Source organism: Micromonospora sp. bgisy143 (assembly GCF_057708145.1).
The window spans coordinates 132,732-153,548 of the sequence record NZ_JBYIRN010000017.1; the positions used below are offsets into that span (position 1 = coordinate 132,732).

The 20,817-nt window shown below is 73.1% G+C and carries 19 protein-coding genes; all 19 read right to left on the reverse strand.

Translation table 11 applies throughout. The features are described from left to right. Window positions 1–2: 2 nt before the first annotated feature. Complete coding sequence (locus tag AC3EN4_RS20435; RefSeq protein WP_421472306.1) at window positions 3–947, reverse strand: RluA family pseudouridine synthase; 945 nt, start codon at window positions 945–947, stop codon at window positions 3–5. Further along, the gene (lspA, locus tag AC3EN4_RS20440) at window positions 944–1,558 is read right to left on the reverse strand and encodes a signal peptidase II (RefSeq protein WP_422736055.1); all 615 of its coding nucleotides are present in this window, start codon (window positions 1,556–1,558) and stop codon (window positions 944–946) included. Before lspA ends, AC3EN4_RS20435 begins: the two co-directional genes overlap by 4 nt. 66 nt (window positions 1,559–1,624) lie before the next feature. Next, window positions 1,625–2,044, reverse strand: coding sequence for a TraR/DksA family transcriptional regulator (locus tag AC3EN4_RS20445; RefSeq protein WP_007463005.1), 420 nt, complete (start codon window positions 2,042–2,044; stop codon window positions 1,625–1,627). 222 nt (window positions 2,045–2,266) lie between these two features. After that, the gene (locus AC3EN4_RS20450) at window positions 2,267–3,766 is read right to left on the reverse strand and encodes a potassium/proton antiporter (RefSeq protein ID WP_435207359.1); all 1,500 of its coding nucleotides are present in this window, start codon (window positions 3,764–3,766) and stop codon (window positions 2,267–2,269) included. 22 nt (window positions 3,767–3,788) lie between these two features. Beyond that, window positions 3,789–4,100, reverse strand: coding sequence for a DUF167 domain-containing protein (locus AC3EN4_RS20455; protein WP_422736057.1), 312 nt, complete (start codon window positions 4,098–4,100; stop codon window positions 3,789–3,791). Between the two features lie 4 nt (window positions 4,101–4,104). After that, window positions 4,105–4,830 (reverse strand): hypothetical protein, encoded by a 726-nt coding sequence (locus AC3EN4_RS20460; RefSeq protein WP_435207360.1) that lies wholly within the window; start codon window positions 4,828–4,830, stop codon window positions 4,105–4,107. 79 nt (window positions 4,831–4,909) lie between these two features. Beyond that, window positions 4,910–5,713: a DivIVA domain-containing protein gene (locus AC3EN4_RS20465; protein WP_435207361.1), complete on the reverse strand. Its 804-nt coding sequence runs from the start codon at window positions 5,711–5,713 to the stop codon at window positions 4,910–4,912. 44 nt (window positions 5,714–5,757) lie between these two features. Continuing rightward, window positions 5,758–6,063 carry a YggT family protein gene (locus AC3EN4_RS20470; protein ID WP_355049471.1) on the reverse strand — a complete coding sequence of 102 codons (306 nt, stop codon included), beginning with the start codon at window positions 6,061–6,063 and terminating at the stop codon, window positions 5,758–5,760. Window positions 6,064–6,093: 30 nt separating this feature from the next. After that, on the reverse strand, window positions 6,094–6,789 hold the full coding sequence (locus AC3EN4_RS20475) for a cell division protein SepF (RefSeq protein WP_422736059.1): 696 nt from the start codon (window positions 6,787–6,789) through the stop codon (window positions 6,094–6,096). 187 nt (window positions 6,790–6,976) lie between these two features. After that, window positions 6,977–7,720: a YggS family pyridoxal phosphate-dependent enzyme gene (locus AC3EN4_RS20480; RefSeq protein ID WP_435207362.1), complete on the reverse strand. Its 744-nt coding sequence runs from the start codon at window positions 7,718–7,720 to the stop codon at window positions 6,977–6,979. Between the two features lie 9 nt (window positions 7,721–7,729). Next, entirely contained in the window at window positions 7,730–8,845 is a 1,116-nt protein-coding gene (ftsZ, locus tag AC3EN4_RS20485) for a cell division protein FtsZ (RefSeq protein WP_421472313.1), read from the reverse strand. Window positions 8,846–9,091: 246 nt separating this feature from the next. Beyond that, window positions 9,092–9,910: a cell division protein FtsQ/DivIB gene (locus tag AC3EN4_RS20490; RefSeq protein WP_435207363.1), complete on the reverse strand. Its 819-nt coding sequence runs from the start codon at window positions 9,908–9,910 to the stop codon at window positions 9,092–9,094. Then, complete coding sequence (gene murC / locus AC3EN4_RS20495; RefSeq protein ID WP_435207364.1) at window positions 9,907–11,469, reverse strand: UDP-N-acetylmuramate--L-alanine ligase; 1,563 nt, start codon at window positions 11,467–11,469, stop codon at window positions 9,907–9,909. The genes AC3EN4_RS20490 and murC overlap by 4 nt, the downstream gene beginning before the upstream one ends. Further along, window positions 11,466–12,572 carry an undecaprenyldiphospho-muramoylpentapeptide beta-N-acetylglucosaminyltransferase gene (murG, locus tag AC3EN4_RS20500; RefSeq protein WP_435207365.1) on the reverse strand — a complete coding sequence of 369 codons (1,107 nt, stop codon included), beginning with the start codon at window positions 12,570–12,572 and terminating at the stop codon, window positions 11,466–11,468. Before murG ends, murC begins: the two co-directional genes overlap by 4 nt. Further along, complete coding sequence (locus tag AC3EN4_RS20505; RefSeq protein ID WP_435207370.1) at window positions 12,572–13,984, reverse strand: FtsW/RodA/SpoVE family cell cycle protein; 1,413 nt, start codon at window positions 13,982–13,984, stop codon at window positions 12,572–12,574. The genes murG and AC3EN4_RS20505 overlap by 1 nt, the downstream gene beginning before the upstream one ends. Window positions 13,985–14,465: 481 nt before the next feature. Next, window positions 14,466–15,590, reverse strand: coding sequence for a phospho-N-acetylmuramoyl-pentapeptide-transferase (mraY, locus tag AC3EN4_RS20510; protein ID WP_422736064.1), 1,125 nt, complete (start codon window positions 15,588–15,590; stop codon window positions 14,466–14,468). After that, on the reverse strand, window positions 15,587–16,984 hold the full coding sequence (locus AC3EN4_RS20515) for a UDP-N-acetylmuramoyl-tripeptide--D-alanyl-D-alanine ligase (RefSeq protein ID WP_422736065.1): 1,398 nt from the start codon (window positions 16,982–16,984) through the stop codon (window positions 15,587–15,589). Before AC3EN4_RS20515 ends, mraY begins: the two co-directional genes overlap by 4 nt. Then, window positions 16,981–18,543, reverse strand: a complete 1,563-nt coding sequence (locus tag AC3EN4_RS20520; RefSeq protein WP_435207366.1) for a UDP-N-acetylmuramoyl-L-alanyl-D-glutamate--2,6-diaminopimelate ligase — start codon at window positions 18,541–18,543, stop codon at window positions 16,981–16,983. The genes AC3EN4_RS20515 and AC3EN4_RS20520 overlap by 4 nt, the downstream gene beginning before the upstream one ends. Window positions 18,544–18,595: 52 nt before the next feature. Beyond that, window positions 18,596–20,722 carry a peptidoglycan D,D-transpeptidase FtsI family protein gene (locus tag AC3EN4_RS20525; RefSeq protein WP_435207371.1) on the reverse strand — a complete coding sequence of 709 codons (2,127 nt, stop codon included), beginning with the start codon at window positions 20,720–20,722 and terminating at the stop codon, window positions 18,596–18,598. Between the last annotated feature and the right edge of the window lie 95 nt (window positions 20,723–20,817).

Here is a 20,817-nt window from a genome sequence, read left to right on the forward strand (position 1 = left end):
CTCTAGTCACGCAGGATCTCAAGCGCACGTTCCAGATCGTCAGGGTAGTCGCTGACGAACCGGACCTCGTCCCCCGAACGGGGATGCAAAAAGCTCAGTTCGCGGGCGTGCAGCCACTGACGGGCCAGGCCGAGACGGGCCGAGAGGGTGGGATCGGCGCCGTACGTCAGGTCACCCACGCAGGGGTGCCGCAGGGTGGAGAAGTGCACCCGGATCTGGTGGGTCCGGCCGGTCTCCAACCGGACGTCGACCAGGCTGGCGGCGGGGAACGCCTCCAGCGTGTCGTAGTGGGTGATGCTCGGCTTGCCGCCGGACACCACGGCCCAGCGGTAGTCGTGCGTCGGGTGCCGGTCGATCGGCGCGTCGACGGTGCCGCGCAGCGGGTCCAGGTGACCCTGGACCACGGCGTGGTAACCCTTGTCGACCTCGCGGTACTTGAAGGCCCGCTTCAACGCGGTGTACGCCTGCTCGCTCTTGGCCACCACCATGATCCCCGTGGTGCCCACGTCGAGGCGGTGCACCACGCCCTGGCGCTCGGCCGCGCCGCTGGTGGAGATGCGGTGGCCGATCGCGGCGAGCGCGCCGATCACGGTCGGGCCGGTCCATCCCGGGCTGGGATGCGCGGCCACGCCGACCGGCTTGTCCACCACGACGATGTCGTCGTCGGCGTACACGACGCGCAGGCCCGGCACCGCCTGCGGCACCACGGTCGGCGGGGCGACCGGCGCGGGCAGCGTGACGTCCAGCCAGGAGCCGGCCTTGACCTTGTGCGAGTTGGCTCGGACAGCGCCGTCCACCAGGGCGTCGCCGGCGTCGACGAGGGCGGCCGCGGCGGTCCGGGAGAGACCGAAGAGCCGGGACACCGCCTGGTCCAGGCGCATGCCGTCGAGACCGTCGGGTACGGGCAGGGAACGGTGGTCGCCGCCGGCGGCGAAGGCGGAGGTCATGCCCGCTCCCGCTGCTCGGCGTCGGCGGTGGCGTCCGCGTCCTTGGTGGCACCGACACCGCCGGCCCGTCGGCCGTCGCGCTGACGACCGGTCAGTTCGAGCAGCACGGCCAGCACCACGCCGCAGACGAGCGAGCTGTCGGCCAGGTTGAACACCGGGAAGTACTCGCCGTACGGCCCGAAGACGCTGATCATGTCGACGACGTGCCCGTGGAAGGGCGCGGGCGCCCGGAAGATCCGGTCCATCAGGTTGCCCAGCGCGCCGCCGAGCACCAGGCCGAGGGAGATCGCCCACGGCAGCGACCGCAGTCGCAGTGCCATCCAGACGATCCAGCCGACCACACCGATGGTGATCAGCGGAAACACCCAGGTGTAGTCCGCCCCGATGCTCCAGGCGGCGCCGCTGTTGCGGGTCAGGCTGAAGTAGACCAGCCCGCCCAGCACCCGGACCGGCTCGCGGTCGGTGAGGGTGGCCAGCGCGAGGTGCTTGGTCACCAGGTCGGCCAGCAGGGCCACCAGGGCCACCCCGGCAAGGATCGCGACAGCCCGGGGCCGGGGCTTACCGCCGTCCGGGTCGGTGCGGCCGGGTTCGGCGGGCGGTGCTGCGGTCATGCGCTCCCCATCGAGGTGTCTCGGCGGTGATCGCTCACCGTCTCGTCGCAGACGGGGACCGGGCTGTCAGCGCCGCTCCTCCAACTGCTTGCACGTCACACAGAGGGTGGCCGACGGGAAGGCGGCGAGGCGCTCGACCGGGATCGGGTTGCCGCACCGCTCGCACCAGCCGTAACCACCCTCGTCGAGGCGCTCCAGGGCGCGCTCGACCTGCGTGATCCGTTCCAGGATGCTGTTGGCGAGAGAGATCTCCTGCTCCCGCTCGAACGTCTTGGTGCCGGTGTCGGCCTGGTCGTCCCCGGCCGAGTCCGTCAACCGATCGCGCTGCAGCTCGGTGATCTCGCTCAGCGTCTGATCGTACTCGGCGCGCAGCTCGTCCCGCCGCGCCGCCAGCGCCGCCCGGATCTTCTCGGTCTCCGCCGCGCTGCGGGTGGCCTTGGCCACCGGCTTACGGCCGGCGGTCCTGGTGTCGGCTGGCTTCGCCATGGGTCGCTCCCTCGGCCGGGGAGCCGCGCGGTCGCGGCACCTGGTCAGGGACGCCGACCAAGGCGTCCCTGAGTACGAAAAGGGGCGCACGGCGACAATGGCCGCGCACTCCCGAGGTTGGCAAGAATACGGAACGTACAGGCGTCCGACAACGTGGCGCACCGTCGTACCGCTCAACCGCCCCTAGCTCTGCCTAACTGGGGCAAAGGGAACGCTAGCAGATCAACCGACCGCTTCATCCCCGTACTCGCCAAACCATCGGGCCAGCCGACCCCGTCGGCTGACCGCCCGCAGCCGCCGTTCGGCGGCGTCCCGCACCCCACCGGTGGCGACGATCAGCAGGCTGTCGCCGGTCTTCAGCCGGGTGTCCGGGCCGGGCACGAAGCCCACCCCGTCGCGCAGCACCAGGGTCACCGAGGCGCCCACCGGCAGCCGTAGCTCGTCGACGTGCACGCCGGCCAGCCGGGAGCCCGGCGGCACCTCCAGTTGCAACAGGTCGGCGCGCATCCGCTCGAGCGGCGCGGTCTCCACGTGGATCTCGGTGGCCTCGGCCGGCGCGGTGGTCCCCAGCCGGCGGGCGAGCGGGCCGAGCGTGCCGGTCTGCACCAGCGTGAAGATCACCACCAGCACGAAGACCGCGTCGAAGAGCCGCTCCGCGCCCGGCACCCGCTGCGAGAGCGGGATGGTGGCCAGCACGATCGGCACCGCCCCGCGCAGCCCGGCCCAGGACAGGAACGCCTGCTCCCGCAGGCCGACCCGGAACGGCAACGCCGAGACGGCCACCGACAGCGGCCGGGCCAGCAGCACCAGCGCCAGGCCGGCGACCACCGCCGGCAGCACCGCGGCGTCCAACCGGCCCGGCGCGACCAGCAACCCGAGCAGGACGAACAGCCCGATCTGCGCGAGCCAGGCCAACCCGTCGGCGAAGCCGAGGATCGCCTGCCGGTGCGGCAGCCGGGCGTTGCCCAGCAGCACCCCCGCCACGTAGACGGCGAGGAAGCCCGAGGCGTGCAGCACGGCGCCGGCGGCGTACGCCAGGACGGTGATCCCCACCGCCGCGATCGGGTACAGCCCGGCCGAGGGCAGCGCCGCCCGGCGCAGCGCCCAGGTGCCGGCGAGGCCCGCGCCCACCCCCACCGCCGCGCCGACGCCCAGCTCGTAACAGACCAGCGCGACCTCGTACCACCACGGATGGGTCAGACCCCGGTGCGACAGCAGCACCACCAGCAGCACCACCGGGGCGTCGTTCATGCCGGACTCGGCCTCCAGGGTGGCCACCAGCCGGGGCGGCAACCGCAACCGCCGCAGGGTGGCGAACACCGCCGCCGCGTCGGTGGAGGAGAGCACCGCGCCGTAGAGCAGCGCCAGTCGCCAGTCCAGACCCAGCAGCAGGTGTACGGCGACCCCGACCACCACGATGCTGACCACCACGCCGACCGTGGAGAGCGCGGACGCCAGCGCGAGCACCGGACGCAGCGTGGTCCACCGGGCGGTGAGGCCGCCCTCGGCGATGATCACGATCAGCGCGCAGAAGCCGAGGGTCCGGGTCAGGTCGACGTCGTCGAAGCGGATGCCGAGCCCGGCCTCGCCGATGGCCACGCCGAGCGCCAGGTAGACCAGCAGGCTGGGCACCCCGAGGCGGGTCGAGAGCCGGACCGCGCCGACCGCCACCAGCAGCACGGCCGCGCCGAGCAGCAGCGCGATGTCCAGCCCGGGCGTCACGGTAGCCGGGCCCGGGCGGTCCTCACCCCGCGGCTCCGTCGCGCAGTCGGCGCAGCACGTCGGGCAGCTCGGGGGCGGGCCGGTCGACGAGGAAGAGCTTGTCCCGGCTGGCCGCGCCGGTCCGCAGCGACACGGTGGCCGGCCGGACGCCCAGCGCGGCGGCGAGGGCGCGGCGGGCCGCCTCGGTCGCCCGACCGTCCACCGCCGGGGCGTGGACGGCGATCACCAGGGCGGGGCCGTGCGGGCCGTCGAAGCGACCACCGACGGCGTCCCGGGAGGCGCCCGGCTTCACCCGTACCGCCACGGTGAGCGCGTCCTGCGGGGGCACCGGCACGGCTTCAGATCGGCCGGGCGTCGATGAGCAGGGCGGTGGCCGGCGTGCACGCCGCGCACGGCGTGAAGCCGAGCTCGACGGCCTCGGCGACCGGGAGTGTCTCCGGAGTCCGACCGATCAGGTGCGGGCACGCGGCCAGGTGGTAGCGGGGCCGCCCGTCCACCACCTCGACGGGGTCGGGCAGCCGGGCGATGCGGGCCGCCTCGGCGGGGGTGATCGGTTGCTCGGCGGGCTCGTCGGCCAGCGCGTCGGCGGCCACGGCGTCGGCCCGGTACGCCTCGTCGGCCCGGGGCACGAACGGCGCCGGACTGACCGGCGAGGACCGTGCACCGCCGTCGGCCGTCTCCGGCTGGTACGGCGCGGACACGTCGTACGCCGGCTCGGGGTCGGACGGCGGCTCGGGTGGTTGCCGCCACCCGGTGCCGCCGTCAGCGACCGTCGAAGGTACGTGCTGGACCGGCACGTCCGGCTCGGCCAGCGGTGCTCCGTACGGAACACCCGATCCGGCCGGACCGGCGGAGCGGAACGCCCCGCGGTCTCGCGGACCGATCCGGCCGGGGTCCGCCGCGGCGCGGTTGGCGGCTGCCTGGCGGGCGCCCACCACCAACGCCACGGCGGCCAGCAGGCTGGCCGCGATGGAGATGGTCAACAGAATGCTGGAGCCCCCGGCCAGACCGAAGACCAGCAGCACCACGGCGACGAGGATGAGCAGGAGACTCGCGACTATCACGGCTCACCCCTGCCGCGTCGTACCGTCCAGGCGGGGCCGGCGACCGTCACCATCTCGGAGAGCGATCGCCGGCCGGTGCTCAGCGTCCGGCTTCGAGGGCGCCGGAGCGCCCGCCGCCGTACGAGCCGGCGAGCCCCGCCGCGGCCAGTCCGTTGCCGCCGGCGACCCGGCCCGCGTCGGAGCGGGTCATCTCGGCTTCGAGGCCCTGGCCACGACCGTCGAGGTCCCGCAGCTGGCTCTCCAGGTACGCCTTGAGCCGGGTGCGGTACTCACGCTCGAACTGCTTGAGCTCCTCGATGTGCTTCTGCAGGGCCGTGCGCTTGGCGTCCAGGCCGCCCATGGCCTCCTGGTGCCGCTGGCGGGCGTCCCGCTCCAGGGCGTCGGCCTTCGCACGAGCCTCGCGGGTCACCTCCTCGGCCTTGCTCCGCGCCTCGGACAGGAGCTGGTCGGCCTCGCGGCGCGCGTCGGACACGTGGTCGTCGGCGGTGCGCTGGGCCATCATCAGCACCCGCAGCGCCTGCTGCTCACCGTCACCGGTGACGCCGGCCGGACCGCCGGTCGCGCGGACCTGCTCCAGCTCGGCCTGCATGGCGCGGGCGGCCTGCTCGGCTGCGGACTTGTCGCGCTGGACCCGGTCGAGCTGGGCCTTGACGTCGTTGAGCTCCGCCGCCAGTCGGGCGTCGCCGCCGGGGCCGGCGGGGGCACCGCCACGGCCGCCGCGCTCCACCTGGGCGCGCAGCTCGTTGTTCTCCTCGATGAGACGGGCGAGCTCGCGCTCGACCTCGTCCAGGAAGGCGTCGACCTCCTCCTCGTCATACCCCCGCTTGCCGATCGGCGGCTTTTTGAAGGCGACGTTGTGGACGTCGGCCGGGGTCAGCGGCATCGAAACTCCTCGGGTCAGTTGCGGCCGCGAAAGCGCGTCGGTCATCAGGCAGATGCCCTGATCGACGGCCCTAACACGAACTCCATCAGCACGAACAGGATAACCAGGAGCACAAGGGAGGCCAGGTCGATGCTCACGGTACCAATTCGCAGCGGAGGGATCACACGCCTCAACGCGTTGAGAGGGGGATCAGTGACGCTCCACACGGATTCCAGTCCTGCGGCCGCTCCGCGCCCCGGCTGCCACCGGCGGCCGTACTGCAGGACGGCGCTCAACACGAACCGGGACAGAAGAAGAAGCAGGAAGACATAAAGGACCAGGTACAACACTTGCAGCAAGATCGACAACACGGTCAGCGACGTCCCTCGGGTCGGGCGGGGTCAACTCAGACTGAAAAAACCGCCCTCAGCGATCTTGGCCTTGTCCTCAGCGGTGACCTGGACATTGGCCGGTGAGAGCAGGAACACCCGATTGGTCACGCGCTCGATCGTACCGCGCAGCCCGAACGCCAGGCCGGCCGCGAAGTCAACCAGACGGCGGGCGTCGGCCTCGTCCATCTCGGTGAGGTTGATGATCACCGGTACGCCGTCGCGGAAGTGCTCACCGATGGTGCGCGCCTCCCGGTAGGTGGTCGGGTGCAGGGTGGTGATCTGGTAGCGCTGCTCCTCCTCGGGCACGACTACGCGCTCCCGCGTCACGGCCTGCGGCGCGAGCGCCAGGTTGTCGCGCGTGTGGTACGTCAGCGCGCCCGACGTCTCGTTCGCCGTGGACCGGGTGATCGACCGTACGCTGGACCGCTCGGCCCGCTCCGGACGCTCGGTGTCACCACGGTCGGACTCGGCGGCCCGCCCGGTCGACCGCTCGGAGAGCCGGCCCCGCTCGCTCGCCCGCGGCCGGGGAGCCGGCGGCTCCTCGGTGTCGTCGTCGTCCTCGTCGGCGAACTCCTCCGCGTACCGGCTCTGCCGGTAGCGCGAGTCGCGGTAACCACCCTTGTCGTAGTCACCGTCGTCGTAGGCCCGCTCGTCGTCTTCCTCAACGAGACCGAGCCAGACCCCCGCCTTGCGCAGTGCACCCATCCCGCGCCCTTCCGTCCGCCGTGCGGCACTCGCCCCCGTGCCATGTCGCCCGTCGCGAGTGGACAACCATGCCCATCGGACCGGGACGGCAATCCCCGACACGCGATTCGCGTCGCGTGTCACGACCCCCACAGGATCGGCCGCCCCTGAAACAACACTGATGTAATTTGCCTGTCTGGCGGTCAGGCTACCGCAGCGTGGGACGCATTCCGAGCAACGCGCTACCGACGCGGACATGTGTCGCGCCGTAGCGGATCGCGATTTCCAGGTCGCCGCTCATCCCGGCCGACAACGCTGTCGCTCCCGGGTGGACCGACCGGAACGCCTCGGCGATCTCGGCCAGGCGGGCGAAGGCCCGGTCCGGCGGCCAGCCCAGCGGCGCGACCGCCATGAGGCCGGCCAGCCGCAACGTGGTCGCCTCGGCGACCGCCGCGGCGACGGTGTCCAGGCCGGACTCCGGGTCGGCCGACCCGGGCAGCGCGCCGCCCCGCGCCGGGTCACCGTCGATGCTCACCTGCACCAGAGCGTCCAGCGGCCGGTCCCGTTGCGCCGCCGCCCCGTCCAGCGCCCGGGCCAGCCGTACGCTGTCCACCGAGTGCACGACGTCGGCGTAGCGGACCACCGAACGGGCCTTGTTGCGCTGCAACTGCCCGATGAAGTGCCACCGTGGACGGACTCCGGCGGCGGCCACCTCGTTCGCCTTGCCGGCGGCCTCCTGGTCGCGGTTCTCCCCCATGTCGGTCACCCCGAGGCCGGCCAACGCCACCACGTCCCCGGCCGGGTACGTCTTGGTCACGGCGATCATCGTGACGTCGGCGGGGTCCCGGCCCGCCTGGCCGCAGGCTTCGGCGATCCGGGCCCGTACCGTCGCCAGACCGGCCGCGAGTTCGGCGCGCCGGTCCGGTCGTACCGTGGCTGAGCTGTCGGTCATCGGCGGCGCTCAGGAGCCGTTCTTGAGAAAGTCGGGCACGTCGACGTCGTCGAAGAGCACCCGGCGCGGCGACTGCGTCGGTGCCGGCAGGGTGGCCGGCGGCGGCACCGGGGTGGTCTGCGGCGCCGGCTGGTTGGTGTTGGTCTTGCGGGGCGACTCGGCCGCCTTGTACGCCGGCGTGCCACCGTCGAAGCCCGCCGCGATGACGGTCACCCGCACCTCGTCACCGAGCGCGTCGTCGATGACCGCGCCGAAGATGATGTTGGCGTCCGGGTGGGCCGCGTCGGTGACCAGCTGCGCCGCGTCGTTGATCTCGAACAGGCCCAGGTCGGAGCCGCCGGCGATGGAGAGCAGCACACCACGCGCGCCGTCCATGCTCTGCTCCAGCAGCGGGCTGGAGATGGCGGCCTCGGCCGCCTCGACCGCGCGGTTCTCGCCGCGCGCGCTGCCGATGCCCATCAACGCGCTGCCCGCGCCGCTCATCACGCTCTTGACGTCGGCGAAGTCCAGGTTGATCAGACCCGGGGTGGTGATCAGGTCGGTGATGCCCTGCACACCGGAGAGCAGCACCTGGTCGGCGGTGCGGAACGCGTCCATCATGCTGATGTTGCGGTCGCCGAGCGCCAGCAGCCGGTCGTTCGGGATGACGATCAGGGTGTCGCACTGGTTACGCAGCTCGTCTATCCCCGACTCGGCCTGCACCTGACGGCGCTTGCCCTCGAACGAGAACGGCCGGGTCACCACGCCGATGGTCAGCGCGCCGAGCTTGCGGGCGATGTTCGCCACCACGGGCGCGCCGCCGGTGCCGGTGCCGCCGCCCTCGCCGCAGGTCACGAAGACCATGTCGGCGCCCTTGAGCACCTCCTCGATCTCGTCGCGGTGGTCCTCGGCGGCGTTCTTGCCCACGTCCGGGTTGGCGCCCGCGCCCAGCCCGCGGGTCAGCTCGCGGCCGACGTCGAGCTTGACGTCGGCGTCACTCATCAGCAGCGCCTGGGCATCGGTGTTGATCGCGATGAACTCGACGCCCTTGAGCCCAACCTCGATCATCCGGTTGACGGCGTTGACGCCGCCGCCCCCGATGCCGACGACCTTGATGACCGCCAGGTAGTTGTGCGGAGGTGTCATCTCCGGTCCTTTCCCTTCGAGATTGGCTTCGGCCGACCGGGTACGGCGTGGCCAGCCCAGCGGCCGACGACAGCGCCACCAGCGAGGATCAGAGGTGAACCCTCACCCTCTACTAGAGGCTTACAGTTATGTCAACCACTGATCCTCTTCGGGGCAACGTAAGCGCCGCCGCGCGATGAGCCAAGGACCCGATCGGCGTGTCGCCGACCGGAGCGCGACTCGTCACGTCCCCGGCCACCCACCCGGTCAGCGGAAGGTCACCACGTCCGGCGCGCTCACGTCGATCCGCTCGCTGTCCTCACCGAGCAGAGCGGTGGCCACCCGCGCCTTGTCCGCGCTCCGCGTGGCGTCGCCCCAGACGACGGTGCGGTCACCCCGCAGCCGCAGGCTGATCCGGGCCAGACCCTCCACACTCACGTCCACCAGCTCGGCCCGCAACTGCGGTGTCAGCGCGCCGAGGACCTCCAGCGCGGCCCGGGTGTCCGGGTCGGCGGCGGCGGGCCGGACCACCCGCACCAGCGGCAGCCCGGCCGGACGGCGGGCCACCGTCTGAAACGCCACGCCGGTACGGTCGATCACGGCGAACGCGTCCGCCTGCGGCACCACCGCCACGGGCGTCCGCTCGGTCACCTTCACCACCAGCGTGCCCGGCCAGTCCCGTGACACGGTGGCCCGCTCCACCGGCGCCAATCCACCGACCCGACGGGCGGCGGCCGCGAGGTCCACCCGGGCCAGCGGCACCCCGTCGGCGACCCCCACCGCGTCGCGCACCTGCACGTCGGTGACCAGCTTGGCGCCCTGCACGGTGACCGACCGGACCCCGAACAGGCCGGTGCCGAGCACCGTCCAGGCGATAAGTCCGAGCAGCGCCAACACCCCGGCGGCCACCGCCCACGGCAACGCCGCCCGCATCCGGCGCTGCCGGGCGCGGGCCATGAACCGACGGGTCGACGCCGGCACCGCGTCGCTGCCGGCCCGGACCAGCTGCCACCGCCGGACCGGACCGCGCCGCGGGGCGCCGCCGTCGGACGGGCTGGTCCGCCCGCGGGCGGGGCCGGGGCTCATCCGACCGTGGGCGCCGCGCCGTCCGGTGCGGCGGCGCCGAGGGCCGCCCCGTCGCCACCGGCGGTGGACCCGCCGGGCACCGGCCGGCCGATCGCCGGGGTGGTGGCCAGCGGGTCGACCGTCGCGGTCGGCGCGGAGTCGGCGGTACGCGCCCCCAGGGCGGCCAGCAGCTCGTCCCCCATCAGCGAGATCGGCGGGGCGCCCATGGTCACCACGACATCGCCCGAACGGGCCCGACGGACCACCTCGCCCGGCACGGCCTCCCAGGAGTCGACGAACACCTTACGGTCGGCGGGCAGGTCCACCGCAGCGATCAGCGCCGCCGAACCCTCGCCGGGCTGACGCAGCTCGCCCGGCCCGAAGACCTCCAGCAGCACCACCTCGTCGGCGATGGCCAGCGCCTCGGCGATCTCCGCCTGGTTGTCGCGGGTGCGGTACAGCCGGTACGGCTGGAAGACGACGATCAGCCGCCCGTCCCCGGCCACCTCGCGCAGCGTCTGCAACGCGAGGGTGATCGAGGTCGGGTGGTAGGCGTACTCGTCGTAGACCAGCACGCCGTCCGCGACGCCCTTGCGTTCGAAGCGCCGCCGCACGCCGGGGAAGACCGCGAGCGCGGCCTCCGCCGCTTCGAGGGGCAGTTCGAGCAGGTACGCCGTCAGCACCGCCGCGGCGCTGTTGAGCCCCATGTGCCGGCCCGGCACCGGCAGCCGGAACTCGCCCAGCGACCGTCCGTCGATCGCGGCCAGGTAGCGCACCCCGCGCGCGGAGGAGGCGATCTCGGTCAGTCGCAGGTCGGCGTCCTCGGCCGCGCCGTAGGTGAACACCCGCCGTCCCTCGGCGCGCAGGGTCGCGGCCAGCCGCCGGCCGCCCGGGTCGTCGGCGCAGGTGATGATGAACCCGTTCGGGTCGGTGAGGCGCGCGAACTCCGCGAACGCCGCCTCCAGCGTCGCGTAGTCGCCGTAGGTGTTCAGGTGGTCCGGCTCGACGTTGGTGATGATCGAGACGTACGGGCGGTAGATGAGGAACGAGCGGTCGCTCTCGTCGGCCTCGACCACGAAGTGCTCGCCGGTGCCGTGGTGGGCGCCCGAGCCGACCTCGGAGATCTCCCCGCCGATCACGAAGGACGGGTCCACCCCGGCCTGCTGGAGCACCATCGTCACCATCGACGTCGTGGTGGTCTTGCCGTGCGTGCCGGCGACCGCGATCGCCCGGCGGCCGGTCATCGCCGCCGCGAGCGCCTCCGAGCGGTGCAGCACCCGCAGGCCGCGACGTCGGGCCTCGACCAGTTCCAGGTGGTCCTTCGGAATGGCCGAGGAGTAGACGACGGTGTCCACCCCGTCCAGGTTGGACGCCTCGTGGCTGAGGTAGATGGTGCCGCCCAGCGCCCGCAGACCCGCCAGCGACGGCCACTCGCGCAGGTCGCTGCCGGAGACCTGAATGCCCCGGGTGAGCAGCAGCCGGGCCACGCCGAGCATGCCCACCCCGCCCACCCCGATCAGGTGCACCGCGCCCAGGTCCTCGGCGGTCAGCGTGCCGGCCGGGGTGAACTGGGCGGTCATCGGGCCACCGCCTCGAGGACGAACGAGCGCAGCGCCTCGTCACCGTCACGCCGCCCGTAGGCGGACGCGGCGGCGCCCATCGCGTACAGCCGTTGCGGGTCGCGGATCAGCGGGATGACCGCCCGCTCCAGCCAGTCCGGGGTCAGCTCCGCGTCGTCGACGAGCAGACCGCCGCCGGCCTCCACCACGGGCAGGGCGTTGCGCCGCTGCTCCTGGTTGCTGTGCGGGTACGGCACGAAGATCGTCGGCAGGCCGATCGCGGCCACCTCGGCGACCGTCATCGCCCCGCCCCGGGCCAGCATCAGGTCGGCCGCCGCGTAGCCCAGCTCCATCTCGGACAGGTACGGCAACGTCACGTACGGGACCGGCAGGTCGGTGGGGATCGGCACCGGCTCATTGCGGGCGCCCATCACGTGCAGCACCTGCACACCGTTGCGGGCCAGTTCCTTGGCCGCGCCGGAGACCGCCAGGTTGACCGAGCGGGCGCCGGACGAGCCACCCGCCACGAAGAGCACCGGCAGATCCGGACGGAGGCCGAACCGGGCGCGGGCGGCGTTGCGCATCGCGTACCGGTCCAGCGAGGCGATGCTGCGGCGCAGCGGCACACCGACCACGGTGGCGTCCCGCAGCGACTCGGCCTGGCTCGGCTGATGCGGGAAACCGACCGCGACGTTCTTGGTGAACTTCATGCCGAGCCGGTTGGCGACGCCCGGCGGCACGTTCACCTCGTGGATCACCATCGGCAGCTCGCGCCGCCACGCGGCCAGGTAGGCCGGCACCGAGACGTACCCGCCGAAGCCGACGACGGCGTCGGCCTGCACCTCGTCGATCACCTTGCCCGCCGCGCGGGCCGCGGTCCACATCCGGCCCGGGGTACGGACCAGGTTCATGTTCACCGAGCGGGGCAGCTGGTACGCCGGGATCTGCCGCAGGTCGTAGCCGTGCGGCGGGATCAGGTCGTTCTCCATGCCCTTGGGTGTGCCGAGACAGGTGATCCGGACGCCCGGGTCGTGTCGGCGCAGGCAGTCGGCGAAGGCGAGCAGCGGGTAGACGTGCCCACCGGTGCCACCTCCCGCGAGCACCACCGAACGCAGCGGACCCATCAGCGTCTCCTCTCGCTCGCCGTACCCTGCCGGCTCCGGCCCTGCCGGACACCGCGCGGCGCGGCCTGGTCGTCCTTCCGCCGCTCCCGCGACCGGGGCACGGGCCCTCGGGCCGCCGGTGGCGTCGCCGGTCGGCGACGCCGGCCGGGAAGCGGCGGCAACGGGGCCCAGAGTAGTCGGACCCACCGGGCCGGCGGACGGGCATGCAGTGCTCTGGCCGCATCGGGTTCGGCGCGGGCGAAGGACGCCAGCATTCCGATCGCCGCCAACGTCACGACCAGGGCACTTCCGCCGTCGGAGATGAACGGCAGCGGCAGGCCGGTGATCGGCAGCAGCCCGACCACCCCACCGATGTTGATCACCGCCTGGCTCACCAGCCAGGTCGTCACGGCGGCGGCGGCGAGCCGCCGGAACGGGTCGTCGACCCGCCGGGCGATCCGCAGACCGGTGTACGCGAGAACCGCGAACAGGCTCAGCACGACCACGCAGCCGATCACGCCCAACTCCTCGGCGATGATCGCGAAGATGAAGTCGTTGTGCGCCTCGGGCAGCCAGTCCCACTTGAGGCTGCTCTTGCCCAGGCCGACGCCGAACCAGCCGCCGTGCTCGATGGCCAGCCGGCCCTGGTAGAGCTGGAGGCAGCCGTCGAGCTTGCACTCCTGCGGGTCGGGTGGGTTGATGAACGACGTCAGCCGCGCCAGCCGGTAGTTGTCCGCGCCGCGCTCGCCGGACCCCGCGCCCAGCGAGGCCACGGCGATGAGCAGGCCGACGCCGAGCAGACCGATCACGGTCAGCGCGCCGAAGACCCGAGCGCGCACCCCGGCGGCCCAGAGCAGGCCGACGACCAGCGCCAGCAGGCAGAGCATGGTGCCCGTGTCGTTGTAGCCGACCAGGACGAACAGCAGGCCCATGACCGGGAAGAGCGGGGTGGCCAGCTCCCGCCACCAGCCCAGCGCGGCCCCCTTGCGGGCGATGACGTGCGAACCCCAGAGCACCAGGGCGAACTTGGCCAACTCGGACGGCTGCACCTGGATGCCGCCGATGAACAGCCAGTTCAGCCGCGCCTCGACCGGACCGAACCCGGCCGACTTCTGGTTGGTGAGTCGGGCGTAGGCCACCAGCAGGTTGAGCAGCAGCAGCAGCACGACCGAGGTGACCAGCAGCGGCCGGCCCAGGGCGCGGTAGGTGCTGGCGGGCAGGCGCTGGCACGCCCAGAACGCCACGATGCCGATCACCGCGAAGATGGCCTGCTTGGTCACCGACGCGGAGGCGTTGCCGTCCTCGGCGTAGTCCTTCACGCTGGTCGCCGAGAAGACCATGGTCAGCCCGATGAGCAGCAGCAGGCCGGCGCTGGAGAGCAGCAGGTAGTACGACGCCAGCGGTCGGTCCAGCAGGCCCCGCAGCGCGGCCAGGCCACCGGCCGCGTCCAGCCCGCGCAGCGGCGCCGGCGTATCCGCTGCCACGTCCCGCCGTACCGCACCCGGCTCCGCGCCGCGGGTCTCGTCCGGCTGCTTGCCGGCCTCCGCGCCGCGTCCCGCTTCCACGGTGGGCGGCCGGCGCGGCCGGCCGACTGTCCTGTCCTCGGTGTCTCGTTCCTCCCCCACCCGGACATCATCACCGCTCGGCGCGCCCGACAGGTCCACAACGCCGCACCGGGCGTGTCGGGCAGTGCGCGCGGCGGTGGGGGCGGCCGGGGGCGGCCGTCCCCACCGCGTCCTTTGCTCTGCTTCAACCCACGCAACAGTTCGGTCCCGCAAGTGTCGCGTCCGTTGAAGCAGAGCAAAGGACGTTGCGACCACCCGGGCCACCCCGTCCCTGTCCCCGCTCGTACCCAGCGACACGCCCGCCCCGGCCTGCACCTGGGCGGGCCGGGGCGGGGCGGGGTCGGGGCGGTCAGGTCATGTTGGCGAGGAACTCGCTGTAGAACAGGCCCAGGGCGATGGCCACGCCGATGCCGGCGATGATCCAGAACCGGACCACGATGTTGACCTCGCTCCAACCGGCCAACTCGAAGTGGTGCTGAAGGGGGGACATTCGGAACACCCGTTTTCCGGTGGTCCGGAAGGAGATGATCTGGATCACCACGGACATCGTGATGATCACGAAGAGCCCACCGATGATCGGCAGCAGCAGGATCGTGCGGGTGGACATCGCCATGCCGGCGATCAGACCGCCCAACCCCAGCGCGCCGGTGTCGCCCATGAAGATCCGGGCCGGGGACGTGTTCCACCACAGGAAGCCCACACAGGCCCCGGCGGCGGCCCCGGCTATCAGCGCGATCTCCAACGGGTCCCGGACCTCGTAGCAGTACGGCTGGGTGTAGCTCGGGTCGGCGCACCAGTGGCGGTACTGCCAGAACGCGATCAGCGCGTACGCGGCGAGCACCATCACCGACGCGCCGGTGGCCAGGCCGTCGAGGCCGTCGGTGAGGTTGACGCCGTTCGTCGCGGCCATCACCACGAAGATGAAGATGATCACCGCGCCGACCTTGCTGACCTCCAGGAAGTCGATGTCCCGGATGAAGCTCAGCGTGGTGCTGCCCACGGTCTGGGTGTTGGTGGCCTTACCCGTCGCATCGGTCATCGTGCTCGGGAACCACAGGGCGATCACCCCGAAGACCGCGCCGACCAGGATCTGGCCGAGCAGCTTGCCGCGCTTGTTGAGGCCCGCGCTGTTGCGCTTGCGCACCTTGAGAAAGTCGTCGAGGAAGCCCACCGCGCCGGAGAACACCATCAGCCCCAGCAGCACCAGCGCCGTGATGGTCGGCTCCACCTGGGCGATCTGCGCGTCCGGCAGCGTGGTGAGGGCCAGGTGGCCGGCCACGTACGCGATCACCGTGGCCAGGATGAAGACCACGCCGCCCATCGTCGGCGTGCCCTTCTTGCCCTGGTGCATGGCGGGGCCGTCGGTCCGGATCGGCTGGCCGGCCTTGAGCCGGGTGAACACCTTGATCGCGATCGGGGTGCAGAACAGCGAGACGACGAAGGCCACCCCGATGGCGACGATGATGGCCCTCATCGACTGGCCTCCCCGGCGGCGTCGGCGCGCAGGGCGTCGGCCACCTCCCAGGTCCGGTACCGCGAGCCCTTGACCAGGACGACATCGCCCGGCCCCAGCTCGCCCCGCAGCACCTCGACGGCCGCCGCCTGATCGGTGAGCAGCACCGACTCTCCTCCCCAGTTCGCTACCGCTGTCGCGCCTTCGTGGATCGGCGCGGCCGGCTCGCCCACCACGAGCAGCCGGTCGACACCGAGCTCGGCCGCGAGCCGGCCGACCTCGGCGTGGCCGTCGCGCTCGAACGGGCCCAGCTCGGCCATGTAACCGAGCACCGCGACGGTACGCCGCCCCCGACCGAGGCTGGCGAGCGCCCGGAGGGCGACCGCCATCGAGGCCGGATTGGCGTTGTACGAGTCGTCGATGACCGTGACCCCGTCGGGTCGGTCGAAGACGTCCATCCGCCGGGTGGACTTCAGCCCCAGCTCGCCGAGCGCCGTGGCCAGCTCGGCCAGCGGCATGCCCAGCTCGCGGGCGACCGCGGCGGCGGCGAGCGTGTTGCCGACCTGGTGACGGCCGGTCAGCGCGAGCCGCACGGCGGCCCGCCCCTCCGGCGTGACCAGGGTGTACGACGGGTGTCCCCGCTCGTCGAGCGTGACGTCCTCGGCGCGCAGGTCGGCGTCCGCCGCCTCGCCGTAACGGACCACCCGCGCCCGGGTGCGGCTCGCCATGGCGTCCACCCGGGGGTCGTCGGCGTTCAGCACCGCCAGCCCGTCGGCCGGCAGCGCCTCGACCAGCTCGCCCTTGGCCTGGGCGATGGCCTCCTGCGAGCCGAACTCGCCGATGTGCGAGGTGCCGACGTTGAGCACCACCGAGATCCGCGGCGGCACCAGCTCGCACAGGTAACGCACGTGCCCGATGCCCCGCGCGCCCTTCTCCATCACCAGGTAACGGGTGTCCGGCCCGGCCAGCAGAGCCGTGTACGGGTGACCCAGCTCATTGTTGAACGAGCCGGGCGGCGCGACCGTGGCGCCGAGCCGGGCGGTGAGCTGGCCGATCAGGTCCTTCGTGGTGGTCTTGCCGGACGAGCCGGTCACCCCGATCACGGTCAGTTCGGGCAGCCGGGCCACCGCCGCGCGGGCCAGCCGACCCATCGCGGTCAGGGCGTCGTCGACAAGCACCATCGGCACCCCGGGCACCTCGCGGGTGCCGAGCACGGCCACCGCGCCGGCCTCGACGGCCGTCGTCGCGTAGTCGTGCCCGTCGACCTTCTCCCCCGGGAACGCCACGAAGAGCGAACCGGGCCCGACCTTGCGCGAGTCGAACTCGACCGAGCCGGTGACGGTGCTGTCCGGGTCGGCGGCGGCGAGCCGCCCGTCGACGGCCGCGGCCACCTCGGCCAGGGTGAGCGCGATCACCGCTGACCCGCCCGGTCCGAGAAGCGGGCCCGCAGCGCGTCGGCCAGCTCCGTGCTGTCGTCGAACGGGAACACCTGGCCCGCCACCTCCTGGCCGCGCTCGTGACCCTTGCCGAGCAGCGCGATCACGTCGCCCGGCTCGGCCAGGCGGACCGCCTCGTCGATCGCGTCCCGGCGACCGGCCACCTCGATGATCCGGGCGGCCGTGCCGGCCCGGTACGCCCCGGCGAGCACCTCGGCGCGGATCTCGGCCGGATCCTCGGTACGCGGGTTGTCGTCGGTTACCAGCACCACGTCGGCTCCCTCGGCGGCGGCGGCGCCCATCACCGGCCGCTTGCCCCGGTCCCGGTCCCCGCCGGCGCCGATCACACAGATCAGGCGTCCGGCGCTCAGCTCACGCAGCGCGGCCAGCGCCGCCACGATCGCGTCCGCCTTGTGCGCATAGTCCACGACCCCGCGTACCGGACCGGTGACGTCGACCAGTTGCAGGCGACCGGGCACGCCACCGCAGGCGGCCACGCCGTCGGCGGCGGTCCGCGGGTCCACCCCCGCGCCCACCAGCGCGGCGATGGCGAGCAGCGCGTTGGCCACGTTGTGCCGGCCGGGCAGCGCCACCCCGGCGGACACCAGCACGCCGTCCGGGCCGTGGGCGGTGAACCGCTGCGCGTACCCCTCGCCGTCGACGCCGTCGGCCCACCAGGTCGCGGTGGGGTCGCCGGCCGCCGAGTAGCTGACCGTCGCCGGCTTGTAGAGCGGGGTGAGCGCCGGGTCGTCGCGGTTGAGCACCTCGACCGCGCACCGACCGTCGAAGAGCTGCGCCTTGGCGGCGAAGTAGTCGGCGCTGTCGGCGTGGAAGTCCAGGTGGTCGGAGCCGAAGTTGGTGTACCCGCCCACGGCGAACCGCACCCCACCGACCCGACCCATGGCCAGGGCGTGGCTGGAGACCTCCATGACGACGGCGGTGACCCCACGCTCGCGGGCGGTGGCCAGCATCGCGTGCAGGTCGGTCGCCTCCGGGGTGGTCCGCACGCTGTCGATCACCAGATCGCCGAGGCGGGTCTCCACCGTGCCGATCAGCCCGGTGGTGTGTCCGGCGGCGCGCAGCCCCGACTCGACCAGGTACGCGGTGGAGGTCTTGCCGGCCGTACCGGTGATGCCGATCACGGTCAGGTCGGCGGTCGGGTCGCCGTACACGGCCGAGGCCAGCTCGCCGAGCACCTTGCGCGGGTCGGGCACCACCAGCGCGGGCAGGCCGCTCGCCGCCGCCAGCTCCGCGCCGGCCGGGTCGGTCAGCAGGGCCACCGCGCCGGCCTCGGCCGCGCCGACGGCGAACTCCGCGCCGTGCCGGCGGGCGCCGGGCAGGGCCGCGTACAGGTCGCCGGGGCGGACGTCCTGACTGGCGTGGGTGGCACCCGTGACGACCACGTCGGCGGCGTCCGCCGGCAGGTCGACGGCGAGCCGGACGGCGAGGTCACCGAGCCGGACGCCGGTCACGGTACGTGGACGTGGATTGCCGGGCACGGCGTCAGACCCTACCCGGTCGTCCGGTTCCGGCCGCACAGCCGCCCCGGTGGTTCGTCGGCACTCACCGATGATGGCGCGCCTCCGCTGCTCAGCGCGGATAGACCACGAACTTCGGTGCGGAACCACTCGGGGACGGCGGCACCCGGTAGTGACGCAGCGTGAACTGCATCATCTCCCGGAAAGCCGGGTTGGCGATGGCCGCGCCGCCACCACCGGGGGCGTACACGAAGACGGCGATCACGTACCGGGGCTTCTCGGCGGGGGCCATGCCGATGAAGGAGGACACCTCACCGGGCTGCTTCTTGCCGTCGACCAGACGCCAGCCGGTGCCGGTCTTGCCGGCGACCCGGTAACCGGGGACCGCGGCCAGGGTGCCGGTCGCCCCCTCGACGGTCGTCACCGCCTCCAGCATGGTGCGCAGCGCCGCCGCGTTCTGTGGGCTGAGGACGGGGCGGGTGACGGGGGCGGGCGCGGGAGTGCGCTTGCCGTCCGGGCCGATCGTCTCCTTGACCAGGTGCGGCTGCACGTACGTGCCGTCGTTGGCGATCGCGGCGTACGCGGCGGCCATCTGCAACGGCGTGGCGTCAACGCTGTGCCCGATCGGCACCGACCCGTACGACGAACCGCTCCACTCCTCGGCCGGCAGCAGTCGGCCGCTGGCCTCGCCGGGCAGGCCCTCGCGGGTGGGCTGCCCCAGCCCGAACCGCTTCTGGTAGTCGATCAGCCGGTCCCGGCCGAGCTTGTCGGCAACGGTGATCGCGCCGACGTTCGACGAGAAGGCCAGCATTCCCGGAATGCTCATCTTCTTGCCGTTCGCGGGGTGTGTGTCGGAGAACCAGGTGTCGCCCATCTTGATGCTGTTCGCGATCGGCAGCGTGGTGTCCGGCGTGATCACCCCCTCCTGGAGCGCCGCGCCGTAGGTGATCGCCTTGTGCACCGACCCGGGGTCGACCACGAAGCTCGTCGCGGCGTCCTCCCGGGCGACCGGATCGCTCGGGGTCGGCTTCGCCGCGTCGTAGGTCGGGTGGCTGGCCTGGGCCCGTACCTCGCCGGTGGCGACGTCGATGACCACGGCGGCGGCGGTCGCGCCGCGCTGCCCCGCCATCCCCGCGCTGAGGACCTGCTGGCAACGGAACTGAAGGTCACGGTCGATGGTGAGCGTGATCGAGCTGCCCGGCTTGGCCGGAGTCGTCTTGCTGTAGCCGCCCGGGATCGGCGCCGCGAGGTCACCGAGGCCGGCCTCGTACACCCGCCGACCGTCCTGCCCGGAGAGCAGGTCGTCGTAGCGGGCCTCCAGCCCTTCCAGGCCGTCCATGTCCTGACTGGTGAAGCCGATCAGGTTGGCCGCCAGGTCACCGCCGGGCACCTCACGGCGCTCGTCGCGGTGCACGCCGATGCCGGGCAGGTCCAGCGCCAGCACCTGCTTGGCCGTCGGGATCTCCACCCCCCTGGCCAGGTACTCGAAGCGGGACGCGTTGCCGTTCTCCAGCTTGCGGGGCTTCATCAGCTCGACGAGCTTCGACGCCGGGATGCCGAGCAGCGGGGAGAGCGCCTTCGCGGTGGCGTCGGCGCCGATCCAGCCAGGATTGGTCCGGTCCTCGATCAGCGTCGGGTCGGCGAACACGTACCGCGCCTCGACGCTGTGGGCCAGCGGCTCACCGCGGTAGTCGTAGATCGCGCCGCGCGGCGCGGGCAGCTCGACCGTGCGGGTCCGGTCGGCGACGCCACCACCGGCGTAGGCGGGGGTGTCGACCGCCTGCAGGAAGATCAGCCGCACCCCGATGACGACGAAGAGCGCCAGGGTGAGCACGGTGCCCAGGCGCAGCCGCAGCCGCGGGTCGGCGAGCTTCGGCGGGCGGGGCGGCTTGCGGGAGGGCCGGCGGGCCGCCGGACGGTCGCCGCGACCGGGCGCGCGCGGCGTGGTGCGGCGACGCGGCGGCGGCACGTCTCCGGGCACGCCGCGCGGGGTCCGTGGCGCGACGGTGCGCACGACACCGCCGCGACCGGCCGCCGGAGCGTCCCGCCGGCCGGACCGGGCGGCGGCCCGGCCGCCGTCGAGCACCTGCAACGCGGGCCGGAACGGATCGCCGGACCGGGTGCTGCCCCGAGGGGTACGCCGCTGCTCGGCGTTCCCGCCGCGCGCGGGCGTGCCGCGCTCCTCACGGACCGTCCGCCCCCGCGGGGTGTACGCCCGGGCGCCGGAGATGCCGCCGATCCCCGGCTCACCGGTACGGGACTCGGCGTCGGCGGCGTCCCGCGCAGAGGGGGGGGGGGGGGGGGGGGGGGGGGGGGGGGGGGGGGGGGGGGGGG